Origin of the sequence: Methylomarinum sp. Ch1-1 (assembly GCF_030717995.2) — a bacterium.
Taxonomy (GTDB): domain Bacteria; phylum Pseudomonadota; class Gammaproteobacteria; order Methylococcales; family Methylomonadaceae; genus Methylomarinum; species Methylomarinum roseum.
Window position 1 is genome coordinate 186602 of the sequence record NZ_CP157743.1, and the last position, 23291, is coordinate 209892.

At 53.2% G+C, this 23291-nt stretch carries 19 protein-coding genes and 1 pseudogene; 14 read left to right on the forward strand and 6 right to left on the reverse strand.

Annotated features, from left to right (window positions below; translation table 11 throughout):
- Positions 1-137 precede the first annotated feature (137 nt).
- Both oadA and Q9L42_RS01180 read right to left on the reverse strand, forming a co-directional pair.
- Positions 138-1910 (reverse strand): sodium-extruding oxaloacetate decarboxylase subunit alpha, encoded by a 1773-nt coding sequence (gene oadA / locus Q9L42_RS01175; protein ID WP_305906449.1) that lies wholly within the window; start codon positions 1908-1910, stop codon positions 138-140.
- Positions 1911-2151: 241 nt separating this feature from the next.
- Positions 2152-2388: an OadG family protein gene (locus Q9L42_RS01180; protein WP_305906448.1), complete on the reverse strand. Its 237-nt coding sequence runs from the start codon at positions 2386-2388 to the stop codon at positions 2152-2154.
- A 238-nt stretch (positions 2389-2626) separates the two neighbouring features.
- Between Q9L42_RS01180 and Q9L42_RS01185 the strand changes: the two genes are divergently transcribed.
- From Q9L42_RS01185 to Q9L42_RS01225, 9 genes and pseudogenes are all read left to right on the forward strand, one after another.
- Entirely contained in the window at positions 2627-3511 is an 885-nt protein-coding gene (locus Q9L42_RS01185; RefSeq protein WP_349431758.1) for an RnfABCDGE type electron transport complex subunit B, read from the forward strand.
- Between the two features lie 685 nt (positions 3512-4196).
- Positions 4197-7988 (forward strand): annotated as a pseudogene (locus Q9L42_RS01190) (2-oxoacid:acceptor oxidoreductase family protein); the annotation flags it as partial.
- A gap of 872 nt (positions 7989-8860) precedes the next feature.
- Entirely contained in the window at positions 8861-9040 is a 180-nt protein-coding gene (locus Q9L42_RS01195) for a hypothetical protein (RefSeq protein ID WP_349432725.1), read from the forward strand.
- Positions 9041-9192: 152 nt separating this feature from the next.
- Positions 9193-10539, forward strand: coding sequence for an electron transport complex subunit RsxC (rsxC, locus tag Q9L42_RS01200; RefSeq protein ID WP_349431759.1), 1347 nt, complete (start codon positions 9193-9195; stop codon positions 10537-10539).
- Positions 10532-11569, forward strand: a complete 1038-nt coding sequence (locus Q9L42_RS01205; protein WP_305906443.1) for an RnfABCDGE type electron transport complex subunit D — start codon at positions 10532-10534, stop codon at positions 11567-11569. Before rsxC ends, Q9L42_RS01205 begins: the two co-directional genes overlap by 8 nt.
- Positions 11570-11585: 16 nt before the next feature.
- Positions 11586-12278: an FMN-binding protein gene (locus Q9L42_RS01210; RefSeq protein WP_305906442.1), complete on the forward strand. Its 693-nt coding sequence runs from the start codon at positions 11586-11588 to the stop codon at positions 12276-12278.
- Positions 12279-12287: 9 nt separating this feature from the next.
- A complete protein-coding gene (gene rsxE / locus Q9L42_RS01215; RefSeq protein WP_305906441.1) occupies positions 12288-12962 on the forward strand; it encodes an electron transport complex subunit RsxE in 675 nt (224 codons plus the stop codon).
- Positions 12963-13044: 82 nt separating this feature from the next.
- Positions 13045-13635 carry an electron transport complex protein RnfA gene (locus tag Q9L42_RS01220; RefSeq protein WP_305906440.1) on the forward strand — a complete coding sequence of 197 codons (591 nt, stop codon included), beginning with the start codon at positions 13045-13047 and terminating at the stop codon, positions 13633-13635.
- 282 nt (positions 13636-13917) lie between these two features.
- Entirely contained in the window at positions 13918-14100 is a 183-nt protein-coding gene (locus tag Q9L42_RS01225; protein WP_305906439.1) for a hypothetical protein, read from the forward strand.
- 4 nt (positions 14101-14104) lie between these two features.
- Here the strand turns inward: Q9L42_RS01225 and Q9L42_RS01230 are convergent, their stop codons facing one another.
- Positions 14105-15265: a DUF5610 domain-containing protein gene (locus Q9L42_RS01230; protein WP_349431760.1), complete on the reverse strand. Its 1161-nt coding sequence runs from the start codon at positions 15263-15265 to the stop codon at positions 14105-14107.
- 154 nt (positions 15266-15419) lie between these two features.
- Positions 15420-16808 carry an IS4 family transposase gene (locus Q9L42_RS01235; RefSeq protein ID WP_305906436.1) on the reverse strand — a complete coding sequence of 463 codons (1389 nt, stop codon included), beginning with the start codon at positions 16806-16808 and terminating at the stop codon, positions 15420-15422.
- 404 nt (positions 16809-17212) lie between these two features.
- Between Q9L42_RS01235 and Q9L42_RS01240 the strand changes: the two genes are divergently transcribed.
- Entirely contained in the window at positions 17213-17680 is a 468-nt protein-coding gene (locus tag Q9L42_RS01240; protein WP_305906435.1) for a YiiD C-terminal domain-containing protein, read from the forward strand.
- Between the two features lie 4 nt (positions 17681-17684).
- On the opposite strand, the gene Q9L42_RS01245 is transcribed toward Q9L42_RS01240, so the two are convergent.
- Positions 17685-18182 (reverse strand): NUDIX hydrolase, encoded by a 498-nt coding sequence (locus Q9L42_RS01245; protein ID WP_305906434.1) that lies wholly within the window; start codon positions 18180-18182, stop codon positions 17685-17687.
- Positions 18183-18258: 76 nt separating this feature from the next.
- Between Q9L42_RS01245 and Q9L42_RS01250 the strand changes: the two genes are divergently transcribed.
- The 4 genes from Q9L42_RS01250 to lpxD all read left to right on the forward strand — a co-directional run bounded on the left by Q9L42_RS01250 (position 18259) and on the right by lpxD (position 22833).
- Positions 18259-18828 carry a c-type cytochrome gene (locus tag Q9L42_RS01250; RefSeq protein ID WP_305906433.1) on the forward strand — a complete coding sequence of 190 codons (570 nt, stop codon included), beginning with the start codon at positions 18259-18261 and terminating at the stop codon, positions 18826-18828.
- Positions 18829-18903: 75 nt separating this feature from the next.
- Positions 18904-19404 (forward strand): hypothetical protein, encoded by a 501-nt coding sequence (locus Q9L42_RS01255; protein WP_349431761.1) that lies wholly within the window; start codon positions 18904-18906, stop codon positions 19402-19404.
- A 161-nt stretch (positions 19405-19565) separates the two neighbouring features.
- Complete coding sequence (locus tag Q9L42_RS01260) at positions 19566-21797, forward strand: fused MFS/spermidine synthase (protein ID WP_349431762.1); 2232 nt, start codon at positions 19566-19568, stop codon at positions 21795-21797.
- A gap of 1 nt (position 21798) precedes the next feature.
- Positions 21799-22833: a UDP-3-O-(3-hydroxymyristoyl)glucosamine N-acyltransferase gene (gene lpxD, locus Q9L42_RS01265; RefSeq protein ID WP_305906429.1), complete on the forward strand. Its 1035-nt coding sequence runs from the start codon at positions 21799-21801 to the stop codon at positions 22831-22833.
- 50 nt (positions 22834-22883) lie between these two features.
- Here lpxD and Q9L42_RS01270 read toward each other — a convergent pair whose 3' ends face one another.
- Positions 22884-23282, reverse strand: coding sequence for a glycine zipper 2TM domain-containing protein (locus Q9L42_RS01270; protein ID WP_305906428.1), 399 nt, complete (start codon positions 23280-23282; stop codon positions 22884-22886).
- Positions 23283-23291: the final 9 nt, after the last annotated feature.

Consider the following 23291-nt stretch of genomic DNA (forward strand, 5'->3'; position numbering starts at 1 on the left):
ACCCTCATTCGTAGGGTGGATAAGCGGGGCGCATCCACCGGTTCGGCATCTTTGGCGGATGCGCTCTTCAGGCTTATCCACCCTACATGCCCTGCTTCGTTCGATAAGTGGGGCGAGCAGTTACCATGTAAACTTGATTACAAGGTAATTAAGGCATCACCTACAGCCACAGCATCACCCTCTTTTACATTGATGGCGCTGACCACGCCGGCGACTTTGGCTCGAACTTCCGTTTCCATTTTCATCGCTTCCATGATCACAACCACGTCACCGGCGGCAACGTTATCTCCTACTTTTACTTTGACTTTCAAAATATTTCCGGCCATCGGCGACTCGATGGCCGCGCCACCTCCGGACTCAGCCGGCGCCGGCGCAGCGGTTTCGCCGGCAGGCTGAACATTGACATCGGAACCGCCGGGCCCCACGACGACGTTATAAGTGCGCCCATCGACATTGACCGAGTAAGACTCCACCGCAGCGCCGCTTTTGCCTTTCTCGGGCTGAACGGCGGCATGGGCTTCCGGATTGGGCGCCGGCTCGAAAGCATCGGGATTGCCTCGATTAGCGAGAAACTTCCAGCCGACCTGGGCAAACAAGCCGTTAATCAGCGCATCTTCCTCGACATTATCGGCCAGCTTGACCCCTTCGACGGCGGCTTTTTCCTTGACTTCGGCGACCAACTTGTCCATTTCCGGCTCCAATAAATCGGCCGGACGACAGGTGATCGGCTCCCCGCCATCCAGCACGCGGGCCTGCAGTTCTTTGTTCACTTCGGCCGGTGTGGCGCCGTACTCGCCTTTCAACACGCCGGCGGTTTCCTTGCTGATGGTTTTATAGCGCTCGCCGGCCAGCACATTCATCACCGCCTGGGTGCCGACAATCTGCGAAGTCGGCGTAACCAACGGAATGTAACCCAGATCTTCTCTGACCCTAGGAATCTCTTTCAATACTTCATCAAACTTGTCTCCGGCGCCCTGCTCTTTCAGCTGACTTTCCATATTGGTCAACATGCCTCCGGGCACCTGAGACACCAGAATACGGCCATCGACGCCCTTCAGGCTGCCTTCGAACTGGGCGTATTTTTTACGGATGCCGCGAAAATAGGCGGCGATTTTTTCCAGTTTGAGCAAATCTAAGCCGGTATCTCTCTCCTGCCCTTGCAGACTGGCGACGATGGTTTCGGTCGGGCTATGACCATAAGTCATGCTCAATGACGAGATCGCGGTATCGACATTATCGATGCCGGCCTCGATCGCCTTGATATAGGTTCCTACGCTCAAACCGGTAGTGGCGTGGCATTGCATATGAATAGGAATATCGACCGCTTGTTTCAGCTTGCCGATCAGTTCATAGGCGGCATAAGGCGTCAGCAATCCGGCCATATCCTTGATACAGATCGAATGTGCGCCCATATCTTCGATGACGCGTCCTTGCTCGACCCATTTGTCGATGGTATGCACCGGGCTGGTGGTATAAGAAATCGTGCCCTGTGCGTGCGCATCGGTGTTCAACACGGCCTTGACTGCGCGTTCGATATTGCGCATGTCGTTCATCGCGTCAAAAATCCGGAATACATCGATACCGTTGACGGCACAACGCTCGACAAACTTATCGACCACATCATCGGCATAATGACGATAACCGAGAATGTTCTGACCGCGAAACAGCATTTGCTGCGGCGTATTGGGCATCGCGGCCTTCAGTAAACGCAGCCTTTCCCAGGGGTCTTCGCCCAGATAGCGTATACAGGCATCAAATGTCGCCCCTCCCCAGGACTCCATCGACCAGTAGCCGATTTGATCCAGTTGTTCGCAGATCGGTAACATGTCTTCGATACGCAGGCGCGTGGCCAGTATCGATTGGTGAGCGTCGCGTAGAACGACTTCAGTGATACCTAACGGTTTTGCCATTATTGTTCTCCCGGACCTTTTTGGGTCAAGCTGTAATTTTACCTTGTGGGTAATAATCTATTTAAAGGGTATAAAGTTATCTGACTATGCACAGGTTTGCTATTGAGTGCTTAGGAGACTCGCCGCCCAGCCTCCTGGCCGCTCCAGCAACCTGCATGTTCACAGCCATGAAATACATGAACATCCCATCCGTTGCGCTGTCATTATAATTGACGGTGAAATAACGGCCGCAGATAGAGTCTTAGTGATGTTTGCGACGATATTGAGTAACAGCCGCCGTGATCGCAGCGATAACACTTTGATCGACTGCGCCCGAGGCAACAGGGGGAACAGATTTCACTAGCTGTTGGGACGGAAAAAAGCGTTGTATCGCCGAAGACATCAGGTTGACCGCGACAATCAGCGCCGCCAAAAAAACAAACACGATGCCCATTCCGGTCAACATCAGCTCAAGCCCCTGGTTCATCATCTCGTTCATGTTATCAAACCATAAATATTGTAATATTCGGGCATTATGCCCAAATCCAGACCATTAAACAATATTGGATAAATGCAATGAAGTCATACAACACCCTATAAACAGCTACTTATATGCGGAGATAGTTTTGCCATATGCAGCCGTTTTCGTGTAAAGTACTCTGTTCCCTAAACCATGCCGAACACACGCAAACCCTATGCTCCACATGGATTTGCGGTTTCACAGTTAGAGACGATAAATGATTTCGAGTATAGTTACCGCCGCCCTTTTCATGGTTGCTTTGGGCGTCACGTTGGCGGTCATTTTGGCCATCGCCAATAAAAAATTGTTTGTCTACGAAGATCCTCGCATCGAAGAGGTCGACGAAATGCTGCCGCAAGCGCAATGCGGCGCCTGCGGCGTCCCCGGCTGTCGACCTTTTGCCGAGGCGGTGGTATCCGGACAAAAAAACCCCTCGGACTGCACGGTAAACACGCCGGAAGGCAATGCCAAAATCGCGGCCTATCTGGGGGTCGACATGCAGTCCAAGGAAAAAGTGGTCGCACGCTTGGCTTGCGCCGGCGGCACCCATGTCGCCTACACCCGCGCGAAATACGAAGGCATGAAAACCTGTCAGGCGGCTACCGTGGTTTCAGGCGGCGGCAAAGGCTGCAATTGGGGCTGCCTGGGTTTAGGAGACTGCGAAGAAGTCTGTGATTTTGACGCTATTTTCATGGACGAACACGGGCTGCCGATCGTCATCGAAGACAAATGCACCGCCTGCAACGATTGTGTCGTCGTATGCCCGAAAGATCTTTTTTCCCTGCAACCGGTCAGTCATAAACTGTTTGTCGCCTGCAAGAGCCTGGATGAGGGCGACGAGGCGCAACACGAATGCGAGGTGGCTTGCACCGCCTGTGAAAAATGCGTGGTTGACGCCCCCGAGGGACTGATAGAAATCAAAAATAACCTGGCCGTGATCGATTACAAAAAATATGACGAAATAGAGGTCGACCGAACTCCGATCGAACGTTGCCCCACCGGCGCCATCGTCTGGATAGACAGCAAGCTGGGCACGACCCGCTCTAGCGTGGGCAGGGAAGCAAAAAGATCGAATCGTAACGAATCGCTGCCGGTCGGCTAAGCATCGCCCGCATCGAACCCATTAAAACACGCATTGATAGATAAAGTCTCCGAAGCTTATCCAATCACTCCGGACGCCGCTCGGAACAGCTTAGGAACGAGTATGAAATAACTTCTCCAAATGTCGGAAGAGGAATCGGTGGCTCGATTGACAGGTGTCGGCGGCAGGGACAGCCGCCGTCAAGCCTACGCCGCACAAGGATGTGCAAGTGCCGCGTGAGATAGGAAATCGGAAGCGGCCGCCGCACAAGGACGTGTAAGTGCAGCGGTAAGCAGGAGCTGTTAGCTGCCACCCAGCACCTAAATTCCATAGGATAATGGCTGCGATAAATCATCTTCGTTTATTTAGGTGCTGGGTGAACGGCGTCCTGTCAAGCGAGTTACCGAACCTCCACAAAGCCTACTGTTTCGGGAAGTTATTTTGTGCATATTCCTTAGCGCCGGGCATTTTCAAGCGCACCCAGTCATTGAAAATGAAAACAAATTATCTGCGATTCAATCCTTGTCAGTTGAATCGGCAAAATACATAGGGGAATCTTATGGCTATTTTTGGCAAATCGAAAGAACAGAAAACATTTAAATACCCGGGCCTGCGCATGGCGATGGACGGCAACTCGGCGGTGATCATGTGCGAACGTGAATCCAGCGATGCCGCCGGCGCTTTCCCGATCACGCCAGCCTCCGATATGGGGGAGTATTGGGCGGAAGCCGTCAACAACGGGCATTTGAATGTTTCCAATCGGCCATTGATTTTCATCCAGCCCGAAGGCGAACATGCCGCCGCCGGCATGACCGCCGGTCTGTCCTTGAGCGGCCTGCGCGCCAGCAACTTTTCCGCGTCGCAAGGCATCGCCTACATGCACGAATCGCTGTATGCCGCGGTCGGAAAAAGGCTGCCCTATGTATTGAATATCGCCTCGCGGGCTATCACCAAATCTTCGCTGAATGTCCATTGTGGCCATGACGATTACCACTGCATCGACGATACCGGCTTCATCCAGATGTTTGCCAACAGCGCCCAGGCCGTCGCCGACCTGAACATCATCGGCCGCAAGATCGCCGAATTAAGCCTGAACCCGATCGCCGTCGCCCAAGACGGTTTCTTGACCTCGCACCTGATCGAACCCTTGAACGTCCCGGAACGCGAGCTGATCGAAGAGTATCTGGGCCTGCCCGACGACATCATCCCGACGCCGACGCCGGCGCAACGCATCCTCTACGGCGAGACCCGACGTCGAATCCCAATCAACTGGGACGTAGACCGGCCGTTGATGACCGGCACGGTGACCAATCAGGACGCCTACATGCAATCCACGGCCGCGCAGCGTCCCTATTTCTTCGATCATGTCGCCGACTTCACCGATCAATGCATGGACGAATGGTATCAATTGACCGGCCGGCGCTACCAGCGCGTCGGTTTAAGCGGCCATGAAAACGGCGACTACCTGATTGTCGGCCAGGGCAGCGTGACCATGACCGCCGCCACGGTCGCTAAATACCTGCTGGAAAGCCGCGGCCTGAAAGTCAGCGTCGCCGACATGACGATGTTCCGCCCCTTCCCCGGCGACCTGATCGGCAAGCTCGTCAAAGGCCGCAAAGGCGTCTTGGTGCTGGAACGCACCGACCAGCCGCTGGCCGAAGATCTGCCGTTGATCCGCGAAATCCGTGCGACGATCGGCAAATGCCAGGAAAACGGCCGCAGCAAAAGCGACAAACCCTATCCGAACTACGAAAGCTATAAAAAAGCCGACGATGCGCCCGATTTGTTTTCCGGCTCGTTTGGCCTCGGCAGCCGCGACCTGCAGCCGGGCGATTTGATCGCGGCGGTCGAAAACATGTTGCCGGACGGCAAAAAGAAAAAATTCTTCTATCTGGGCATCGAGTTTACCCGCGAGACCGCTTACTCGCCCAAACAGGAAATACAGATACAACAAGTCGAAGAGGCTTACCCGGGCATCCGCGACCTGGCCCTGAAACGCGCCGAAAACCCGAACCTGCTGCCGAAAAACAGCCTGACCGTGCGCATGCATTCGGTCGGCGGCTGGGGAGCGATCACCACCGGCAAAAACCTGGCGATGACGCTGTTCGATCTGCTCGGTTTCGACATCAAGGCCAATCCGAAATACGGCTCCGAGAAAAAAGGCCAGCCCACGACTTATTATTTGTCGGTGGCGCCGGAACCGATTCAGCTCAATTGCGAATATCATCATGTTGACGTAGTGCTGTCTCCGGACCCCAACGTATTCACCCACGCCAACCCGCTGTTCGGCCTGGACGAAGGCGGCACCTTCATCATCCAAAGCAGCCTGGGCTCCGATGAGGAACTCTGGCGTTCGTTTCCGAGGGCCGCTCAACAATATATCGTCGACAAAAACATCAAGGTGTACTATGTCGACGCGTTCAAGATCGCCCGCGAGGAAGCGAGCGACCCGGACCTGCAGTTCCGCATGCAAGGCATCGCCTTTCAGGGCGCCTTTTTCGAAGCGTCGCCGATCGCCGAAAATGCCGGCAAGAGCCATGAGGAGATTCTCGACGCGGTCCATCAAACGCTGCAAGCCAAATTCGGCCACAAGGGCGAACAGGCGGTGGAAGACAACTTCCGCACGGTCAAACGCGGCTTCGACGAAACTCGCGAGCTGGATGTCGCGTCGATGACGGTCGGCGACGTCAACAGCACCGCCGAAACTAAACCGCTGTCGACACCGGTGATGCTGCGCAGACGCCCCGCCAACGACGATCCGTTGACTGATGTGCACCGTTTCTGGGATCAAACCGGCTATTCCTATATCAACGGCCAAGGTTCTGACAATCTGGCCGACCCGTTTATGGCCACCAGCGCGATCCCTGCCGCGACCGGCATCTTTCGCGACATGACCAGCATCCGTCACGAACACCCGGTGTGGATTCCGGAAAACTGCACCGCCTGCGGCGACTGCTTTTCTCTGTGTCCGGACACCGCGATCCCCGGCTTGATCAACACGGTCGGCGAAGTCTTCGAAACCAACATCAAACGGGTGGAAAAACAAGGTCACAGCGTCAAGCATCTGCGCCGCGCCGTGCGCAGCGTGGAACGAAAATACCACGCGTTGACCGCCAGCAAATCGGAAGGCGACGACCTGAAGCCGATATTCGCAAAAGCCATCGGCGAAACGATCAAGGAATATCCGGAAACGGACCGCGCCGAAGTGACGCAGGAATTCGAATGGTTCAAAGAGGCCGTCGGCGACTTCAAGTTCGCCCTGGTCAAACCCTACCATGACGCGATGAACAAGCGCCAAGCCAACAGCGGCGGCCTCTATTCGATCACGATCAACCCTTATGCCTGTAAGGGCTGCATGGAATGCGTCAAGGAATGTGAAGACGGCGCGCTGGAAGCGCAGACGCAAACCCCTGAAACCGTCGAAAAGCTGCGTACGGAGTGGGATTACTGGCTGGACCTGCCGACCTCGAATCCGAAGTTCGATCGCATCGACGATCTCGACGAGAAAATCGGCGCCCTGCACACGCTGATGCAGGACAAGACCAATTATCTATCGATGCCGTGCGGCGACGGCGCCTGCCCAGGCTGCGGGGAAAAAACGGTGATCCACCTGTTCACCTCGACCGTGACCGCGATGATGCAGCCGCGGGTCAAGAAACAGGTCGCCCGCATCGAGCAACTGATCAGCGGAATGGAACAGCACATCCGTCTGAAACTGGCGGAAAACCTCGATATCGGCGACGTCGATGCGATCGAGGCGGCGATCGAGCAGAACCAAAGCGTCGACCTGACCCTGTCCAAACTCAGCATCGTGCTCGATGACGGCAAACCCAGTCAGCCGATCGACAAGAAATGGCTGAAATGGGCGACACAGCTGATCGCCAAACTGAAGCATTTGAAATGGCAGTATGTCGAAGGCATCACCGGCGACGGCCGCGCGGCGATGGGCATCAGCAACAGCACCGGCTGCACCAGTGTCTGGGGCTCGACCTTCCCGTTCAACCCCTATCCGTTCCCGTGGACCAATCATTTGTTCCAGGATTCGCCGTCGGTGGCGATGGGCTTGTTCGAAGGGCATATGATCAAGATGGCCGAGGGCTTCAAGGCGATACGAATGGCCGAACTGGAAGTCGCCGGCAAATACGACAAGGACGAGCACGACAAATTCTTCACCTATTTCGATTGGCGACAGTTCAGCGAGGAAGAATACAAGCTCTGTCCGCCAGTGGTTTGCATCGGCGGCGACGGCGCGATGTACGACATCGGCTTCCAAAACCTGTCCCGCGCGCTGATGTCCGGCACCCCGATCAAGGTGTTGGTGCTCGACACCCAGGTTTATTCCAACACCGGCGGCCAAGCCTGCACCTCGGGATTTCTCGGCCAGGTGGCCGACATGGCGCCGTACGGCCAACACAAGAAAGGCAAACAGGAAAAACGCAAGGAAATGAGCCTGATTTCGATGGCGCACCGCACCAGCTATGTGCTGCAGAGCGCCCAATCGCATCTGAACCACTTGCTGGAAGGCTATATCGACGGCCTCAACTATCGCGGCCCGGCGATCTGGAATATCTATTCGGTCTGCCAACCGGAACACGGCGTCGGCGATGACATGGCGACCCGGCAAAGCAAGTTGGCGGTCGAGTCGCGCGCCTATCCGCTGGCCAGTTACGATCCCGACAAGGGAACGACCTGGAAACAATGCCTGTCATTGAGAAACAACCCGGATATGGACAAGGACTGGAGCACCTATACCCTCCATTACACCGATGAATACGGCAACAAGGAGAGCATGGAGCTGCCGTTGACCTTCGCCGATTGGGCGCTGACCGAAGGTCGTTTCCGCAAGCATTTCAAAATCGCGCCGCAGGAAAAATGGAATGACGACATGGTCTTGCTGCATGAATTCATCGATCTGGACGAAGACGGCCGCGATGGACTTTTCCCCTATATCTGGGCGATCAATCCGCAGGACAATACCCTGATCAGGGTGCTGGTCGCCGATGAGATCGTGCAGTCTACGATCGAGCGCCGCGAATACTGGCGTCTGCTGAAAGGCCTGGTCGGCGAAGACGAGAAGATCGATCCGCAGGCGATCGCCGACCAGGCCAAGGCCGAGGCGGCGCAAACGCTGGTGTCCGGGCTGATGAATCTGGCCACCGGCGGTTCCGCCGAGGATCTGCTGAAAGCGATCACCTCCGCTCAGGTCGCGCCCGCCGCCAAGCGGCCGCAGCGCCGGCGCCTGCTGCCGCCAGCCCTGCCGCGCCGGCCTCGGAAGCAAGCGAAGGCAAGGCGGACAGCGGTTTCGAACCGGTCTGGATCGATACGCCGGATTGTACGACCTGCGATGAATGCGTCGACATCAATCCGAAAATTTTCCAGTACAATAGCGATAAAAAGGCGATCGTCGTCGACCCGACTGCGGGAACCTACGAAGACATTGTCCGGGCGGCGGAAAAATGCACCGCGGTAATCATACACCCGGGAAAACCGTGGAATCCGGATGAACCGAATCTGGATAAGCTGATCAAACGGGCGGAAAAATTTCAATAATGCCCGCTGGGCCGGCTGACGTTGATCACAAAGAGCACCCGGGCGCAGGCCTTGGTGCTCTTTGTGGTTCACAGGAACGATAAAACCCTGATCGCTAAGGGGATTCAACATCGAGTAGCCGCCTAAATGGGCCGACAAGACAAAACATATCCATGGGCTTATTAAAACTTTTTGGCAAAAAGACCTTTCCGCACGGCATACACCCGCCTGAATATAAAGAGGAAACCAGTCGAAAAAAAACCATCCGTCTGCCATTTTCGTCGGAAATCGTGTTGCCTTTATCTCAGCATATCGGCGCATCGGCGATACCGGTGGTGCGCAAGGGGCAATACGTGGAGCGCGGCGAATTGGTCGCGGAAGCGGCGGAAAACGGCTTGTCTGTGCCGATTCATGCCAGCGTCAGCGGCACCGTTAAGGATATCGACTTAATGCCCAGCGCCAAGGGACCGAAAACCTTGTCGATCATAATCGAGACCGCACCCAGCTCGCCGCAGATCCCGATCCATGGCGCTGCGCAGGATTACACCCGGATGGATCGCAAGCAGATCATCGCCGCGGTCAAGGAAACCGGCCTGGTCGGCTTGGGCGGCGCCGGATTCCCCAGTTACGCGAAGATGATGATCCCGAAAGATCGGGATATCCATACCGTCGTGATCAACGGCTGCGAATGCGAACCGTTCCTGACCACCGACCATCGCATCATGCTGGAAAAAATCAATGACATGATCACCGGCATCCGTATCGTCATGAAGGCCGTCTCGGCGCCAAAGGCGATCATCGGCATCGAAAACAACAAGCTCGACGTGCTGGACGCAATCAAACCGCATTTGCCGACGGACGGCCGCATATCTATCGAGGCGGTGGAAACCAAATATCCCCAGGGTGCGGAAAAAATGCTGGTCAAGTCGTTGCTGGGTCTGGAAATCCCCTCGCGCGGCCTGCCCTCGGAGATCGGTCTGGTCGTGTTCAATGTCGCGACGATGGCGGAACTCGGCGTGTTGCTGCCGAACCGCCAAGGCTTGATCGAACGCATCATCACCGTCACCGGCGACGACCTAAAAAAACCGGGCAATTATATCGTCCCGATCGGCACGCCATTGAGCCATATCCTCGATTATGCCGGCTTTACCGGCGAAGAAGCCGAACTGATTCTCGGCGGGCCGATGATGGGGCTGCCGGCGGCGTCGTTGGACACACCGGTCACCAAAGGCACCGGAGCGGTGCTGGTGCTGGATAAACGCGCCACCAAACGCGACGATATCCAGCCTTGCATCAAGTGCTCGCTGTGCCTGCAAGCCTGCCCGATCAACCTCAACCCTTCGGAACTGGGACAACTGGCGGCGAAAAGACGTTATGACATCATGGAAGAAAAATATCACCTGAACGATTGTTTCGAATGCGGCTGCTGCAGCTATGTCTGTCCGTCCAATATTCCATTGGTACAATATTTCAGAATCGCCAAAGTCATGAATCGAGAAAGGCACATACAAAATGGCTAAGATCAATCTGAAAATCGATATTCGGACCTCGCCTTATATCCGCAACGCACCGACCGTACCCCAGATCATGCGCAATGTGGTTTATGCGCTGTTACCGATCGCCGCCTTTTCGGTCTATCGTTTCGGCATCAGCGCGCTGGCGCTGATGCTCGCGACTACGCTGTCCAGCGTGCTGACCGAACATCTGTTCTGCAGGTTAGCGGATAAAAAAACCACGATCGGCGACGCCAGCGCCGTCATCACAGGTCTGCTGCTGGCGATGACGCTGCCTCCCGGATTTCCGTTGTGGATGGGAGCGGTCGGCGGGTTTGTCGCGATCGCTATGGGCAAAACCCTATTTGGCGGCCTGGGCTTCAATGTCTTCAACCCGGCCTTGGTCGGACGGGCTTTCGTGCAAGCGGCTTTCCCGGTTTCGATCACGACCTGGACGCCGGCGATGGCCGGCGATCGCTTCATCGAATTTATCCCGTCCACGCTGGCGTTGCCGTTCATGAAACCGGCGGAGACCGCCGAGTGGACTAACACGGTGGCGATCGACGGCTTTACCGGCGCGACGCCGCTGGCGCTGATGAAATTCCAAGCCCTGATGACCGACAGCTACGACTTGTTCCTAGGCCTGACGGCCGGCTCCGCCGGCGAAACTTCGGCCTTGCTGATCCTGCTGGGCGGCGCCTATCTGGCTATGCGAAGAATGCTGGACTGGCGCATTCCGGCGGCGGTGATCCTAGGCACGGCGATTTCGGCGGACTTATTTTACCTGATCGACCCTAGCCAATACCCGACGCCGACGTTCATGCTGCTGTCCGGCGGCTTGATGTTCGGCGCGGTATTCATGGCCAGCGACATGGTGGCTTCGCCGGTCACGCCGTTGGGCATATTGATATTCGGTCTGCTGGTCGGTTTTTTAACGGTGGTGATCCGCTTATTCGGCGCCTTGACCGAGTCGGTGATGTACGCGATTCTGTTCGCCAACGCCGCCACCCCGATCATCGAATTGTACACACAACCGCGCATTTATGGCGCCCGTTAAATAAGGAATACGCCTCATGAGTGAACCAGAGCAACAGGTTCCGTCCCTGCCATCGAGCTCATCGCTGATTATCACGTTGACCGTCGTGGCAATGCTGTCCGGTTTACTGATCGTGCTGGTTTATGAATACACCAAACCGATTATCGCCGAAAATCAGCGCATCGCCACAGAGCGCGCGATTTTTAAGGTACTGCCCGATGCGGTCAGCCGTCTCACCTTCCGGGTCGAGGGCGATAAACTGATTGCTAGCGACGACAAGGCCGACGGGGAACTACTCTATGCCGGTTATGACAAAGACAATACGCTGGTCGGCATCGCCCTGCATGCGGCCGCCCAGGGTTATCAGGATATCGTCAAGCTGTTATATGGTTACGATCCGGTCAGCGGCTGCATCACCGGCTTCGATGTGCTAAAAAGCACCGAAACGCCGGGCTTCGGCACGCAAATATCGAGCAACGAGGATTTTTTGGCCAATTTTGCTTGTCTAGACGCCAAAGTCAACGAAGAGCAATCGGCGCTGATCCATGCCATCAAAACCGTACGCCATGGCAGCAAGCAAAATCCTTGGGAAATTGACGCCATTTCCGGATCGACGATTACGTCCAATGCCGTCGGCCGCATGCTGAACCAAAGCGGCCAACACCTACACCCGATCATTGCCAGAAACCTGACTATGCTGCGACAGGCTGGCGCCAACTCAACCGAATGAGGTGATTTTATGGCCCAAAGCAATAAACAAGACACGCCGATAACGCTGGAGGTTTTTACCGCCGGGCTATGGAAGGAAAACCCGGTGTTCGTGATGATGCTGGGTTTATGCCCGACTCTGGCCGTCACCAACACCGTGGAAAATTCGCTGGGCATGGGCGCAGCGACAATCTTCGTCCTGGTCTGCTCCAATGCGTTGATCTCGGCATTAAGAAACTTTATTCCCAGACAGGTACGGATCACGACTTATATCGTCATCATCGCGACCTTTGTCACGCTGGTCGACTATCTGATCCAGGCCATCAGCCTGGATTTGTATAATCAACTGGGCGCCTTTATCCAGTTGATCGTCGTCAACTGCCTGATCCTGGGACGGGCGGAAGCCTATGCCTCCAAGAACTCCTTCGGCAATGCCCTGATCAGCGCCTTGGGCATGGGATTGGGTTTCAGCCTGGCGCTGGTGATGCTGGGCAGCGTGCGCGAATTATTAGGCACCGGTCAATTATTGGGTATGCAAGTTTTCAGCACTCATTTCGAACCCTGGGTGGTGATGATCTTACCGCCGGGCGGATTCATCGTGCTCGGATGCTGGCTGTTGCTGATCGCGTATATCGAACAACGCCGGACCGGCAAGGTGACGGAAGCCGACGCGGCTTCTCACTGCACCGTGCCGCAACAGCATTGATCTGTTCGCTCATTCCCGCAGGGCAAAAGCGTTGTCGTTTTTTACCCTTTAGGCTATATCCACCTGATTTAAGAGAAATACAATGAACCCGGAATCACTCAGTTTTATCTTTCTCAGCGCCTTTTTGATCAACAACTTCGTATTGGCTCTATTCCTGGGCTTGTGTCCGTTCGTCGGCGTTTCGGCCAAACGCGACACCGCCTTCAACATGGGACTGGCGACCACCTTCGTGATGTTCGTCAGTTCGGTGTGCGCCTATGCCATCAACACGATCTTGACAAAATACGACCTGGAATTCCTCCGTCTGATCAGCTATATCGCAATCATCGCCTCGGCGGTGCAGCTGGTGGAAATGGTGTTGAAAAAGTTCAGCCCCGCCTTATTCCGGGCCTTAGGGATTTTCCTGCCGCTGATCACGACCAATTGTGCAATACTCGGCGTGGCCTTGTTCCAAACTGCGCGTGGCTATAATTTCCTGCAGTCGGTCGCCTTCAGCCTGGGCGCCGGCGCCGGTTTCGCGTTGGCGATCGTACTGATGGCCGGAATCCGCGAAAAACTGGAGCTGTCCAACCTGCCCAGCATTACCCAAGCCGCCGCGCTCAGTATGATGTTGGCGGGCATACTGTCGATGACCTTCATGGGCTTTGCCGGACTGGGCGGCTCGAACGCCTGATCATGCTGATAATTGCGTAACTATTCAGCTTGATACTGAAAAAATATTCCTTTTACTATCAATTGCTTGTGGAAGAAGTGTATGCGACAGGGATGTCGCATCCAAGCCTATAGGGATATATTCACCCAGCACCTAAATTCCATAGGCTAATGGCTGCGATAAATCATCTTCATTTATTTAGGTGCTGGGTGAACGGCGTCTTCTGGAGCAAGCAACTGATAGTAAGAGCATTTTTATACTGAATAGTTACATAATTGCTAACACAACGAAACGAGGTGAAAAATGATTAATTTCCTGATCGCGATGGGCGCCATTTTTTCGCTGATGATGGGCTGGATACTCATTCAGCAAGCGGCGCGAAAATTCGCCGCCAAATATCCCCAATTCGGCCCGGCCAAGGAAGAAGGCCTAGGCTGCGGCAAAAACTGTGGCTGCCAGGGCGGCAGCTGCGACAAGGAGCAATGATTGGTCAGGCGGCCTGATGCTCCGCTGCTTCGGCAAAAAGCGCCTGGCCGATATGATCGATGACGCCGGCGAATAACGCGTTGTCATCCAGCCGTTCAGATTCTCCGTCATAACCCTTATTCAACAGACCGATTTCCGCGAATAAGTCCTCAAAAGTCCGCCGCGGCTCCGCCAGTGACTGTAAATGACTCTGAACGTCGACCAACATCGCCTTGGCATTGTTTAAAAAATCTCCGGCCTGCCTTAACAGCCGACTATCGAGCGTTTGTTCAGGCGCCGCCGCTTGCCGGTAAGCCGTCACCGCCTGCAGCGATTTCTGCATGCTCAAATCCAGCGAAAAACCGGCAATCTGTTCGTGATCGAAACCGGCCTTGATCGCGTGTTTCAGCGCGGCCTTATCATTGCCGTGAAAAAAAGCGTTGCCGATCTTATTCATGTCCTGCAGCAAATGACGCACGGCCTTTTGTTCGTCCCGATTCAAATCCCCTTCGATGCTGATCGTCAATTCACTACCGAAGGTCTCGTCATACCTAAAAGCGCTTAAGCTTGCACCAGACTGAGAAACAGACAAGGCGTCGGAACTGGTGGAGGCGAATTGACCGAAACTGATCGTGACCTTATCGCCCTCCCTGGTTTCCAGCTCCAGCTCGGCGGTGCGGCTGGATTGCATCGATACGCTTTGGTACGCCATTTCGGTGAGCGCTTGCGGAGATTGCAATTGATCGATGCCCCGCATCGTCAACCCTATGGTCTCTTCGACATCGGCGGCGATCTGCCCTTGTAACACGCCCAAGTTCTGCAGAATGTCTTTGCCCTCGGCAAACCCCTGCTCCAATCCGGCCCTGATTTGGGCAAAAAATTCATCATCCTCGCCGCCGGCTTGCTCATGCTTGAATTGACCATAGGCCTGGCGCACCGACGACAGGATGCGGTCCGCGACGTTCTGCGGCGTAAAATCCTCGACCTCCAATCCGCGCAAACTCAGACCTTGTTGATTTAACGTCTTCTCCAGCGTATCGACGACCTTCAAATCGACAATTTTTTGCGGCGAAACCGCGTTCTTCCGCAATGGATAATTCTCTTGCCCGTGCACGCGGGCACGGTCGAAACCGGAAAAATTGGCGTTGGTAAAAGGAAGCGATGAATTCAGTGCGGAAGTAAACATAAAAACACCATGGGTCAATACAGCATTGTTGATGTAATCGGCATCACAGCGCTAAACTTTAATTTAAGAGAAAAAGAAAAAGGAAAAAGGAGAAAAAAGGGGACAGGCTAGAATGGCACTTACTTAAGCCCATAACTCTTTTAATAACAACCACTTATTTTACTTTCTTTGGGTGGCCATTCTTTCTAATATCTGCTCTTGCTTCATTTCTAGGTTTTGTTAGTAAAGAGAACTGTTTTGGCCTCCTTTTTACTGCACGGGGCTCTATTCGTCCCGAACGATTTCCAATTCGTCTTTGAGCAATTAATATGAATAACAGCTCTTCACTTGTTCCGATATCAATAAAAACACTTTGTTGATTCCAGGCTAACCAGCATTGTAATGTATGTTTAAAACTCAGCTGGCGAGGCAATATATCGGCTAATAATGCGGACTGAGCCATCAATAGCCGTATTAAGTTATACGCTAAAAAATAAACCCATATTTCTTTCTCAGTCATTTCGGGCGTTTTACAGCTTAAAGTTTCCATTCCCATGGTTGTTTTTATATTGCGAAAATCAACTTCAATTTGCCAGCGTTTTTTATATAACGCTTTTAACTCAGATTTAGAAGCCTCTTTAGGTGAAAGGAGTGTGGTTATAAGTAATTTTCCTTTTACGCTTACCTCGCGAATAAGGAGTGTCTCAGGCGCATCATCATATTGGCTTTGCTCCATCCAGTCAGGTTTTTTCTTTGGTTTTTTGAGTGTCACCAGGTGGTCTTCGTCACCTAACTGTTTGCCTTTACTGAAATCTGTTGTCCGTTTACGTGCTCCCATTTGTTCAAATACGGCATCAACACCTTTCTCCTGTAGCGATGCCAACAAAAAATAAGTGCCATAATAGGCATCTCCTAGAACAAGGTCTCCGGTATTAAAGGTTCCCAGCATGTTACGAAGTAGACTTTGTTCATCGCCTCCTTTCCCTTTGAAAGGTCCGATAGACGCATTTAAAACGGCTCCACTCGCCAGACAGATGACACCTACAAGACGGCAGATAGGAAAACCAAGCCCAGGCTTCTGACAACTTTGCTGGGGATAAACGGCCTGGTTTTCTGCTGTGTCAGGCATCGTAACAGTCGTTCCATCTATTAGATGAACACGCTTTCCTCGCCAACGCCATTGAGTAGGCACTTCCTTATCAATAAGTTCGCCTGTTCGACAAACTAATTCAGAGATCATGGCTAATGGTAGTCGCTGTCTTGCTCGACAATAGCCGCCCGTCGTTGTGCTTATCGCGGGCAAACCTGCTGCAATTCGTTGTATGGCGGCATCATTAACGGCCTTTTGACACGAGCGGTCTTGGTTCATCCCTTGAGCCAAAAACATGGAAAGTGTTTCTGTCGGAGGATAAAGTCTTTCCCGATGTTCGGGCAGCAACCCTTCAATTGAGGATAATAATTCCGGACTGGTTAGAAGATTAAAAAAACTATACGAATGAGTTTCTTTTCTGTACTTCTGAATTCTTTGTTGCTGGGCGTGAATAAGTTTGTTATTAATGAACATTAAGGCAGGGGGCTTGGTGATTGCTTCTTTGTTTCGTCACAATAAGTTTATCACTTCTTCTGCCTTTTTTAATACTTTCAACTAGTTATCGCTTAAGTAAGTGCCATTCGGGACAGGCTACTTTTTTTAATCTGGATTGGAGCTCGCGGATTCGTGAACTGGCGTTTTGCTATCGCAAAAACGCGCTACGGCGCTGATCGGATGATATCGTTCACTAGCGGGTCATTCCACAGTTCTACACAATTTCTGCGGACAAACCTGTGGATAAGCCGTTATAAACCTTCTAACAAACTGAATTTAATAGATTATTATGGGCTGCATAATTTTTATACAATAAAGTCATTATCAATACCCGGCGTTTTGCTGCCGCGAAAACGCCCTACCGTTCTAGAGAGGGAGAATATATGTCGCCAACTGAACTTGAGCAATACCTGCATATCAACATACCGCTGTCGAAGGCGATGGAAGTATCTGTCGTGTCTATCGATGCGGATGCCGTCATTTTGCGGGCGCCGCTGGCGCCGAATATCAATCACCTCGAAACCGTGTTTGGCGGCAGCGCGTCTGCGCTGGCAATTCTTGCAGCATGGTCGCTATTGCATAGCCGCTTGCGTGAACAAGGCACCGATGGCCGCTTGGTAATTCAACGCAATACGATGGAATACGAAAGACCTATCTCTGGCGAGTTTATCGCTCGATCATCGCTGAAACAGGCGGAAGACTGGACGAAGTTCATACGCACGCTGGCTCGTAGGGGGAAGGCAAGAATAACCGTCACTTCCGTACTAAAGCACGCTGGACAAGCTGCAGGAAAGTTCACTGGCGAGTTTGTGGCGTTTAGCCCCATGCGTGAAGACGCTCAAGTTCCCTAATCGCTTATAGAATAGTCGAGCCTATAATAAAATCGGTGCCGTTGCCATCGACATTGACCAAGCCTTGTTCGCCTCCCCTGTGAAACTGTTCGCTCGCGGTTTGTAATATAGCGTCCAAGCCTTCCACCATGCTGAACTGCGACAAGTCATCGACGGAAACCCAGCGCGCTTCGCTGACATCGCTTTGGGCGACCGGATCACTCCTATCCCCGTGATATTCGGCAAAAAAATCGATGATGATGTAATGAAAACCTTCCAGCCTTCTTTCCACCAAGGCAATGATATTTTTCACTTCCACATCCAACCCGGTTTCTTCCAGCACCTCACGCCGGCAAGCCTCACCGATCGATTCGCCAGGTTCCTGTTTACCGCCCGGAATCGACCAGAGCCCCAGAGCCGGCGGCTTGTCTCGCTTGATCAATAATATCTGGCCCTGTTGATTGAAAACAACGGCACTAACGCCGATTGTCGGCGTGGGAATTGTTGGCTTACTGTTCTGCATCGTCTATTATTGAATTATTGGCATAAAACACAGTCACTGAAAATTATACCGTTGTAGTTATCATCAGGGAGCAACCATGTCTACTTTCAGAGTTCAACAAATCGCTGTTTTCTCCGTTTTACTCGGTTTTTTTACTCCGCATGTCGGCGCGGCCGATATCGAAGCCGGCAAAAACAAGGCATCGATGTGCGCCGGTTGTCACGGCCTCGATGGAGCTAGCAACAACCCGATGTTTCCGAGGCTGGCCGGACAAAGCGCGATGTATCTCGAAAATCAACTGAAGGCCTTTAAGTCCGGCGCCCGAACGAGTCCAATGATGCAGGGCATGGCGGCGGGCCTTAGTGATGAGGATATGAAAAATTTAGCCGCTTATTTTGCCAGCCTGCCCGCGAAAAGCGCCGGCGGTGATGCCGATCTCGCCAAACAAGGAAAGGAGAAGGTCGCTATGTGCCTGGGTTGCCATGGCAACGATGCCCAAGGACGCGGACAATTTCCAAGATTGGCCGGCCAGCACCCACAATATTTAGCCAAACAGCTGAACGCATTCAAACAAGGCGAGCGCACCGGCGGACCGATGGGAGCAATGAGCAAGAACCTATCCGCTCAAGATATCAAGGAAATTAGCGCTTATCTTGGATCGCTATGAACCCCGCTTCATTCAGCCTTTATTAAGTTTATACGGTTAGGATAGCTTCAAGCATCGACCGAAACAGGAATTGATATGATCGCTAAACTTTTTTGCATTTCTTTTACCGCATTGTCGTTAACGCTTTCGACTCCGCTGATGGCTAAAGGCAACCCCCATGAAAATGGACCGGACACTCGCGGGAAAAACAGTAACAAACAATCAGGCGAATACAGCCGTCGTGGTCCCGAACGCGCCGAGGAGCGCCACGAACAGAAAAAACGAAAGGAATACAAGAAGAAATTCAAGGAAAAAAAGCAAAAATACCGTGACGACGACAAAAGACGCCGCAGAGATTATGACGATAAAAAAGACCGTTACCGACGCCAATATGAGGAAGAGCGCAATGGTCTGGATCGCCGCGAATACCGCCGTTATGACCAACAAAGTTATCGACAAAACCCGGTCGACACCGTCATCGATAGAAATATCGATGACGCCAAATCGAGAGTCGATGAACTGCATCGCCGAACGATCGAGGGGATCGATAACAAAACCCGCGAGTTTACCGATATAGATAGACGTAACCGTCAATGACAATCCTTCCTACTTAATTAGTTTTACTCCTCCCTAAGGGCAAGGACGCCCACTCCAAAAGGCGGCAACCCCGCCTTTTTTTATTGCACAGTCACAAAATCGCGGTAAATGCATTATCATAGGCGACGAATAAAAAAGCTTATGACGCCTTTATAACAATAATGAATAAAACCGCAGAATCTCGATCAGACCGTAGTCTTTCCCTCATCTTGCTGTTTGCCGGAACCCTGTTTATCAGCGCCACGCTGATGTTTGTCGTGCAACCGATGTTCGGCAAGTTATTATTGCCGTTGCTCGGCGGCACGCCGGCGGTTTGGAATACCTGTATGGTTTTTTACCAGATTCTGCTGTTTCTCGGTTACCTGTATGCCCATTATCTGGGCGTCAAGCAGGAAAAACATCGACAGATACTGATTCATACCGTCGTTTTGCTGATCAGCTTCATCGCCCTGCCCGTCGCCTTACCGGAAGGCGCCACGCCGCCGACCGAAAGCAACCCGACGCCCTGGCTGATCTGGACGCTGTTTATTGCCATCGGCCTGCCCTTTTTTGTCGTCTCGGCAACCGCCCCCTTGCTGCAAAAATGGTTCGCCCAGGTCGGCCACCATACCAGCCATGACCCTTATTTTCTCTATGCCGCCAGCAATGCCGGCAGCCTATTGGCATTGCTGAGCTACCCGTTCATCCTGGAGCCCAATATCGGTCTGGCGGAGCAACGCTTGCTCTGGAGCGCCGGCTACGTTTTGCTCGCCGTCTTGATCGGCGCCTGTGCTTTTATGCTGTGGCGCAGTCATCAGCAAGCCATGGCGAATCCGCTCGTCGACGACGAAATCGATATTGCCAATCTCAAACTCAGCACCAAACTGCATTGGCTAGTACTGGCCTTCGTCCCCTCCAGTCTGTTGTTGGGCCTGACTAATTTCATCAGCACAGACATCGCCTCGGTGCCCTTGTTATGGATCATCCCGTTAACGTTGTATCTGTTGTCTTTTGTCCTGGTATTTTCCAAATGGGCAGATAAGATTCATCCGCTGATGGTCTCCCTGCAGCCGATCGTGCTATTGCCGTTTATCGCTTACTCCTTCATCAATCCGGCGGTACTTCCCTATTGGCTGGACCTGACTCTGCATTTGCTGGCCTTTTTTCTGGCGGTCATGGTCTGTCACGGTGAACTGGCTAGGATGCGTCCGCACACCCATCACCTGACCGATTTTTACCTGATCATGTCGTTTGCCGGCATGCTCGGCGGCATGTTCAACACCTTTGTCGCGCCCTTTATCTTCGACGCGGTATATGAATATCCGCTGATGATCGTCGCCGCGTTAATGTTGCGCCCCGGCTTTTTCAGCCAAAAATGGACTTTGCAGGCCGCTTTCCCCGCTTTGTTATTGTTGGCGGGGCTGACAGTGTATGCGCTGGCCGACAACCTGGCCCACTACCTGGACAGCATCGGCGCCGGTCTGATACTGCTGGCCGGCTTAACCTATTCGTTCCGTAAACGGCCGCTCAGCCTCGCGCTGTTAAGCGGAATTATCTTATTCTTCACCAGCGGTCTACACAGTTTGCTGTCCAACACCCTCTATCAGGAACGCAGTTTCTTCGGGGTATTTTCGGTCCGGGAAAGCGTATTGACCGATGAAAACGGCCGCCCGGAAAAATATCACGAGTTATTCCATGGCACGACCAAACACGGCGCCCAACGCCTGGTTCCCGAAAAAGTTACGACGCCGCTGACTTACTACAGCCGCCCCGGTCCTATGGGCCAGCTGTTCAAGGTCTTTGATGGCCAGAATGATCATTGGGTGATCGGATCGATCGGTTTGGGCGCCGGCGCGATGGCTTGCTATGCCGAACCCCAGCAACATTGGAGCTTTTACGAAATCGACCCGCTGGTCATTAAAATCGCGCAAAATCCGGATTATTTCACTTATTTGCAACGCTGCGCACCCGATGCCGATATGGTGGTGGGCGATGCCCGCTTATCGCTGACCGACGAGGCCGATCAAAAATTCGATTTGCTGATTTTGGATGCCTTCAGCTCCGATTCCGTGCCGACGCATTTACTGACCCGGGAAGCAATCCAGTTATATTTTGCTAAACTGAAACCTAACGGTTTGTTGGCATTTCATATCACCAACCGCCACCTGGCTTTGAAAAAAGTCCTGGCCGACCATACGAGACATCTGCAATTGGCGGCGCTGATACAGGAATTCAAACCGCAGCAATCCATTCCGCTGGTGGTCGCCACCGATTGGGTGGTGTTGGCTAGAAAAGAAGCTTTGCTGCGGCCCTTGCAGCAAAGCCGTCTGGGTAACTGGCAAAAACTCCCCTTGTATTTTGACATGAAGCCATGGACCGATGACTTCACTAACATAATTGGAATTTGGAAATAATATGACGCTTACTATTCAGGAACTCGCTCAAGCTTGCGACGCCCAACCTCAAGGCGGCGATCCCTCGCTAACCGTTCATTCAGCCGCCGACATCATGTCTGCCGAAGCAGGCCAAGTCACGGTATTGAGCGACAACAAATATAAAAAATACCTGAAGGACACCCAAGCATCGGCCTGTTTTATTGCCAACACATTCAACATCGATGAGGTCCCGGCGGGGTTGACGCTGCTGCGCTGTGACGACCCCGAAATCTGCTTTCTGAGTGCGGTCGGCACGCTGCACCCGACTGCGAAGATCGAAAAACAGATTTCCCCGCAAGCGGTCATCGCCGAAAACTCGACCCTGGGCGACAACATCAATATCGGCCCTTTTTCCACGATCGGTCAGCATAGCCGCATCGGCGACGACAGTGATATTTACGCCGGCGTCCATATCGGCAATAACGTCAGCATCGGCAAGCACTGTAAGATCTATTCCAATGCAGTGATTTACGATAACACCGTGATCGGCGATAACGTCATCATCCATTCCGGCGCCATCGTCGCCGCGGACGGTTTCGGTTATAAATACCGTAACAATCAACATATCAAAGTACCCCATGTCGGCAATGTCGTCATCGCCGACAATGTCGAGATCGGCGCCAATACCTGCATCGACCGCGGCGCATTGGGATCGACCACGATAGGCGCCGGCAGCAAAATCGACAACTTGGTGCAACTGGGTCATAACAACAAGGTCGGCAGAAACGTCATCATATGCGGCCAATCTGGCATTTCCGGCTCCTGTACGATCGAGGACGGCGCCATTCTGGCCGGCAGTTCCGGCATCGCCGATCATGTCAAGATCGGCCAGCAGGCAGTGGTCATGGCCCGTTCCGGCGTCTCCCAGGATATCAAAGCCGGCGCCCAGGTCTGGGGCAGCCCGGCCAAAGACCGAAAAACAGCTTGGAAAGAGCTGGCGGCGCTAAGCAAATTGCCGGAGTTGCTTAAGAAATTTAAGGAGTTACAAAGCCGGGTGGAGAAGTTGGAAAACTGACTGCCTGTCGGAATGAAGGCCGCCATTCCGGCCGCCTTCGCCCCTCGATGTTAACGGCGTATTTGATTGCCGATTAATGACCCCGCCGCGGCCCCTATGCCCGCCGCCAACGGATCGCCGTTGCCGATTTCATAGCCGATGGCGCTGCCGAATGCACCGCCGATCAAGCCTTCAACCGTTCTCCGATCATATCTGTGGTAACGAGGCGCCGGCGCTTGATAATAGCGAACCGGCGGTTGCGGAACATATCTGACTTCCTCTCTGACATAAACGCGCTCCACAGGACGACGATAATGATGATGGTGACGCTTAGGATGTCTGTGACCGTGATGTCTCTGCTTGTAATGACCATGGGCGTATCCGCGCCCCGGATGATCGTAACCACCGGATGCGGCCACTGGCGCAGAAAATGCAAAAGCCATGATGATAATCGAGATTAATTGAGTCATTGCCGTTCT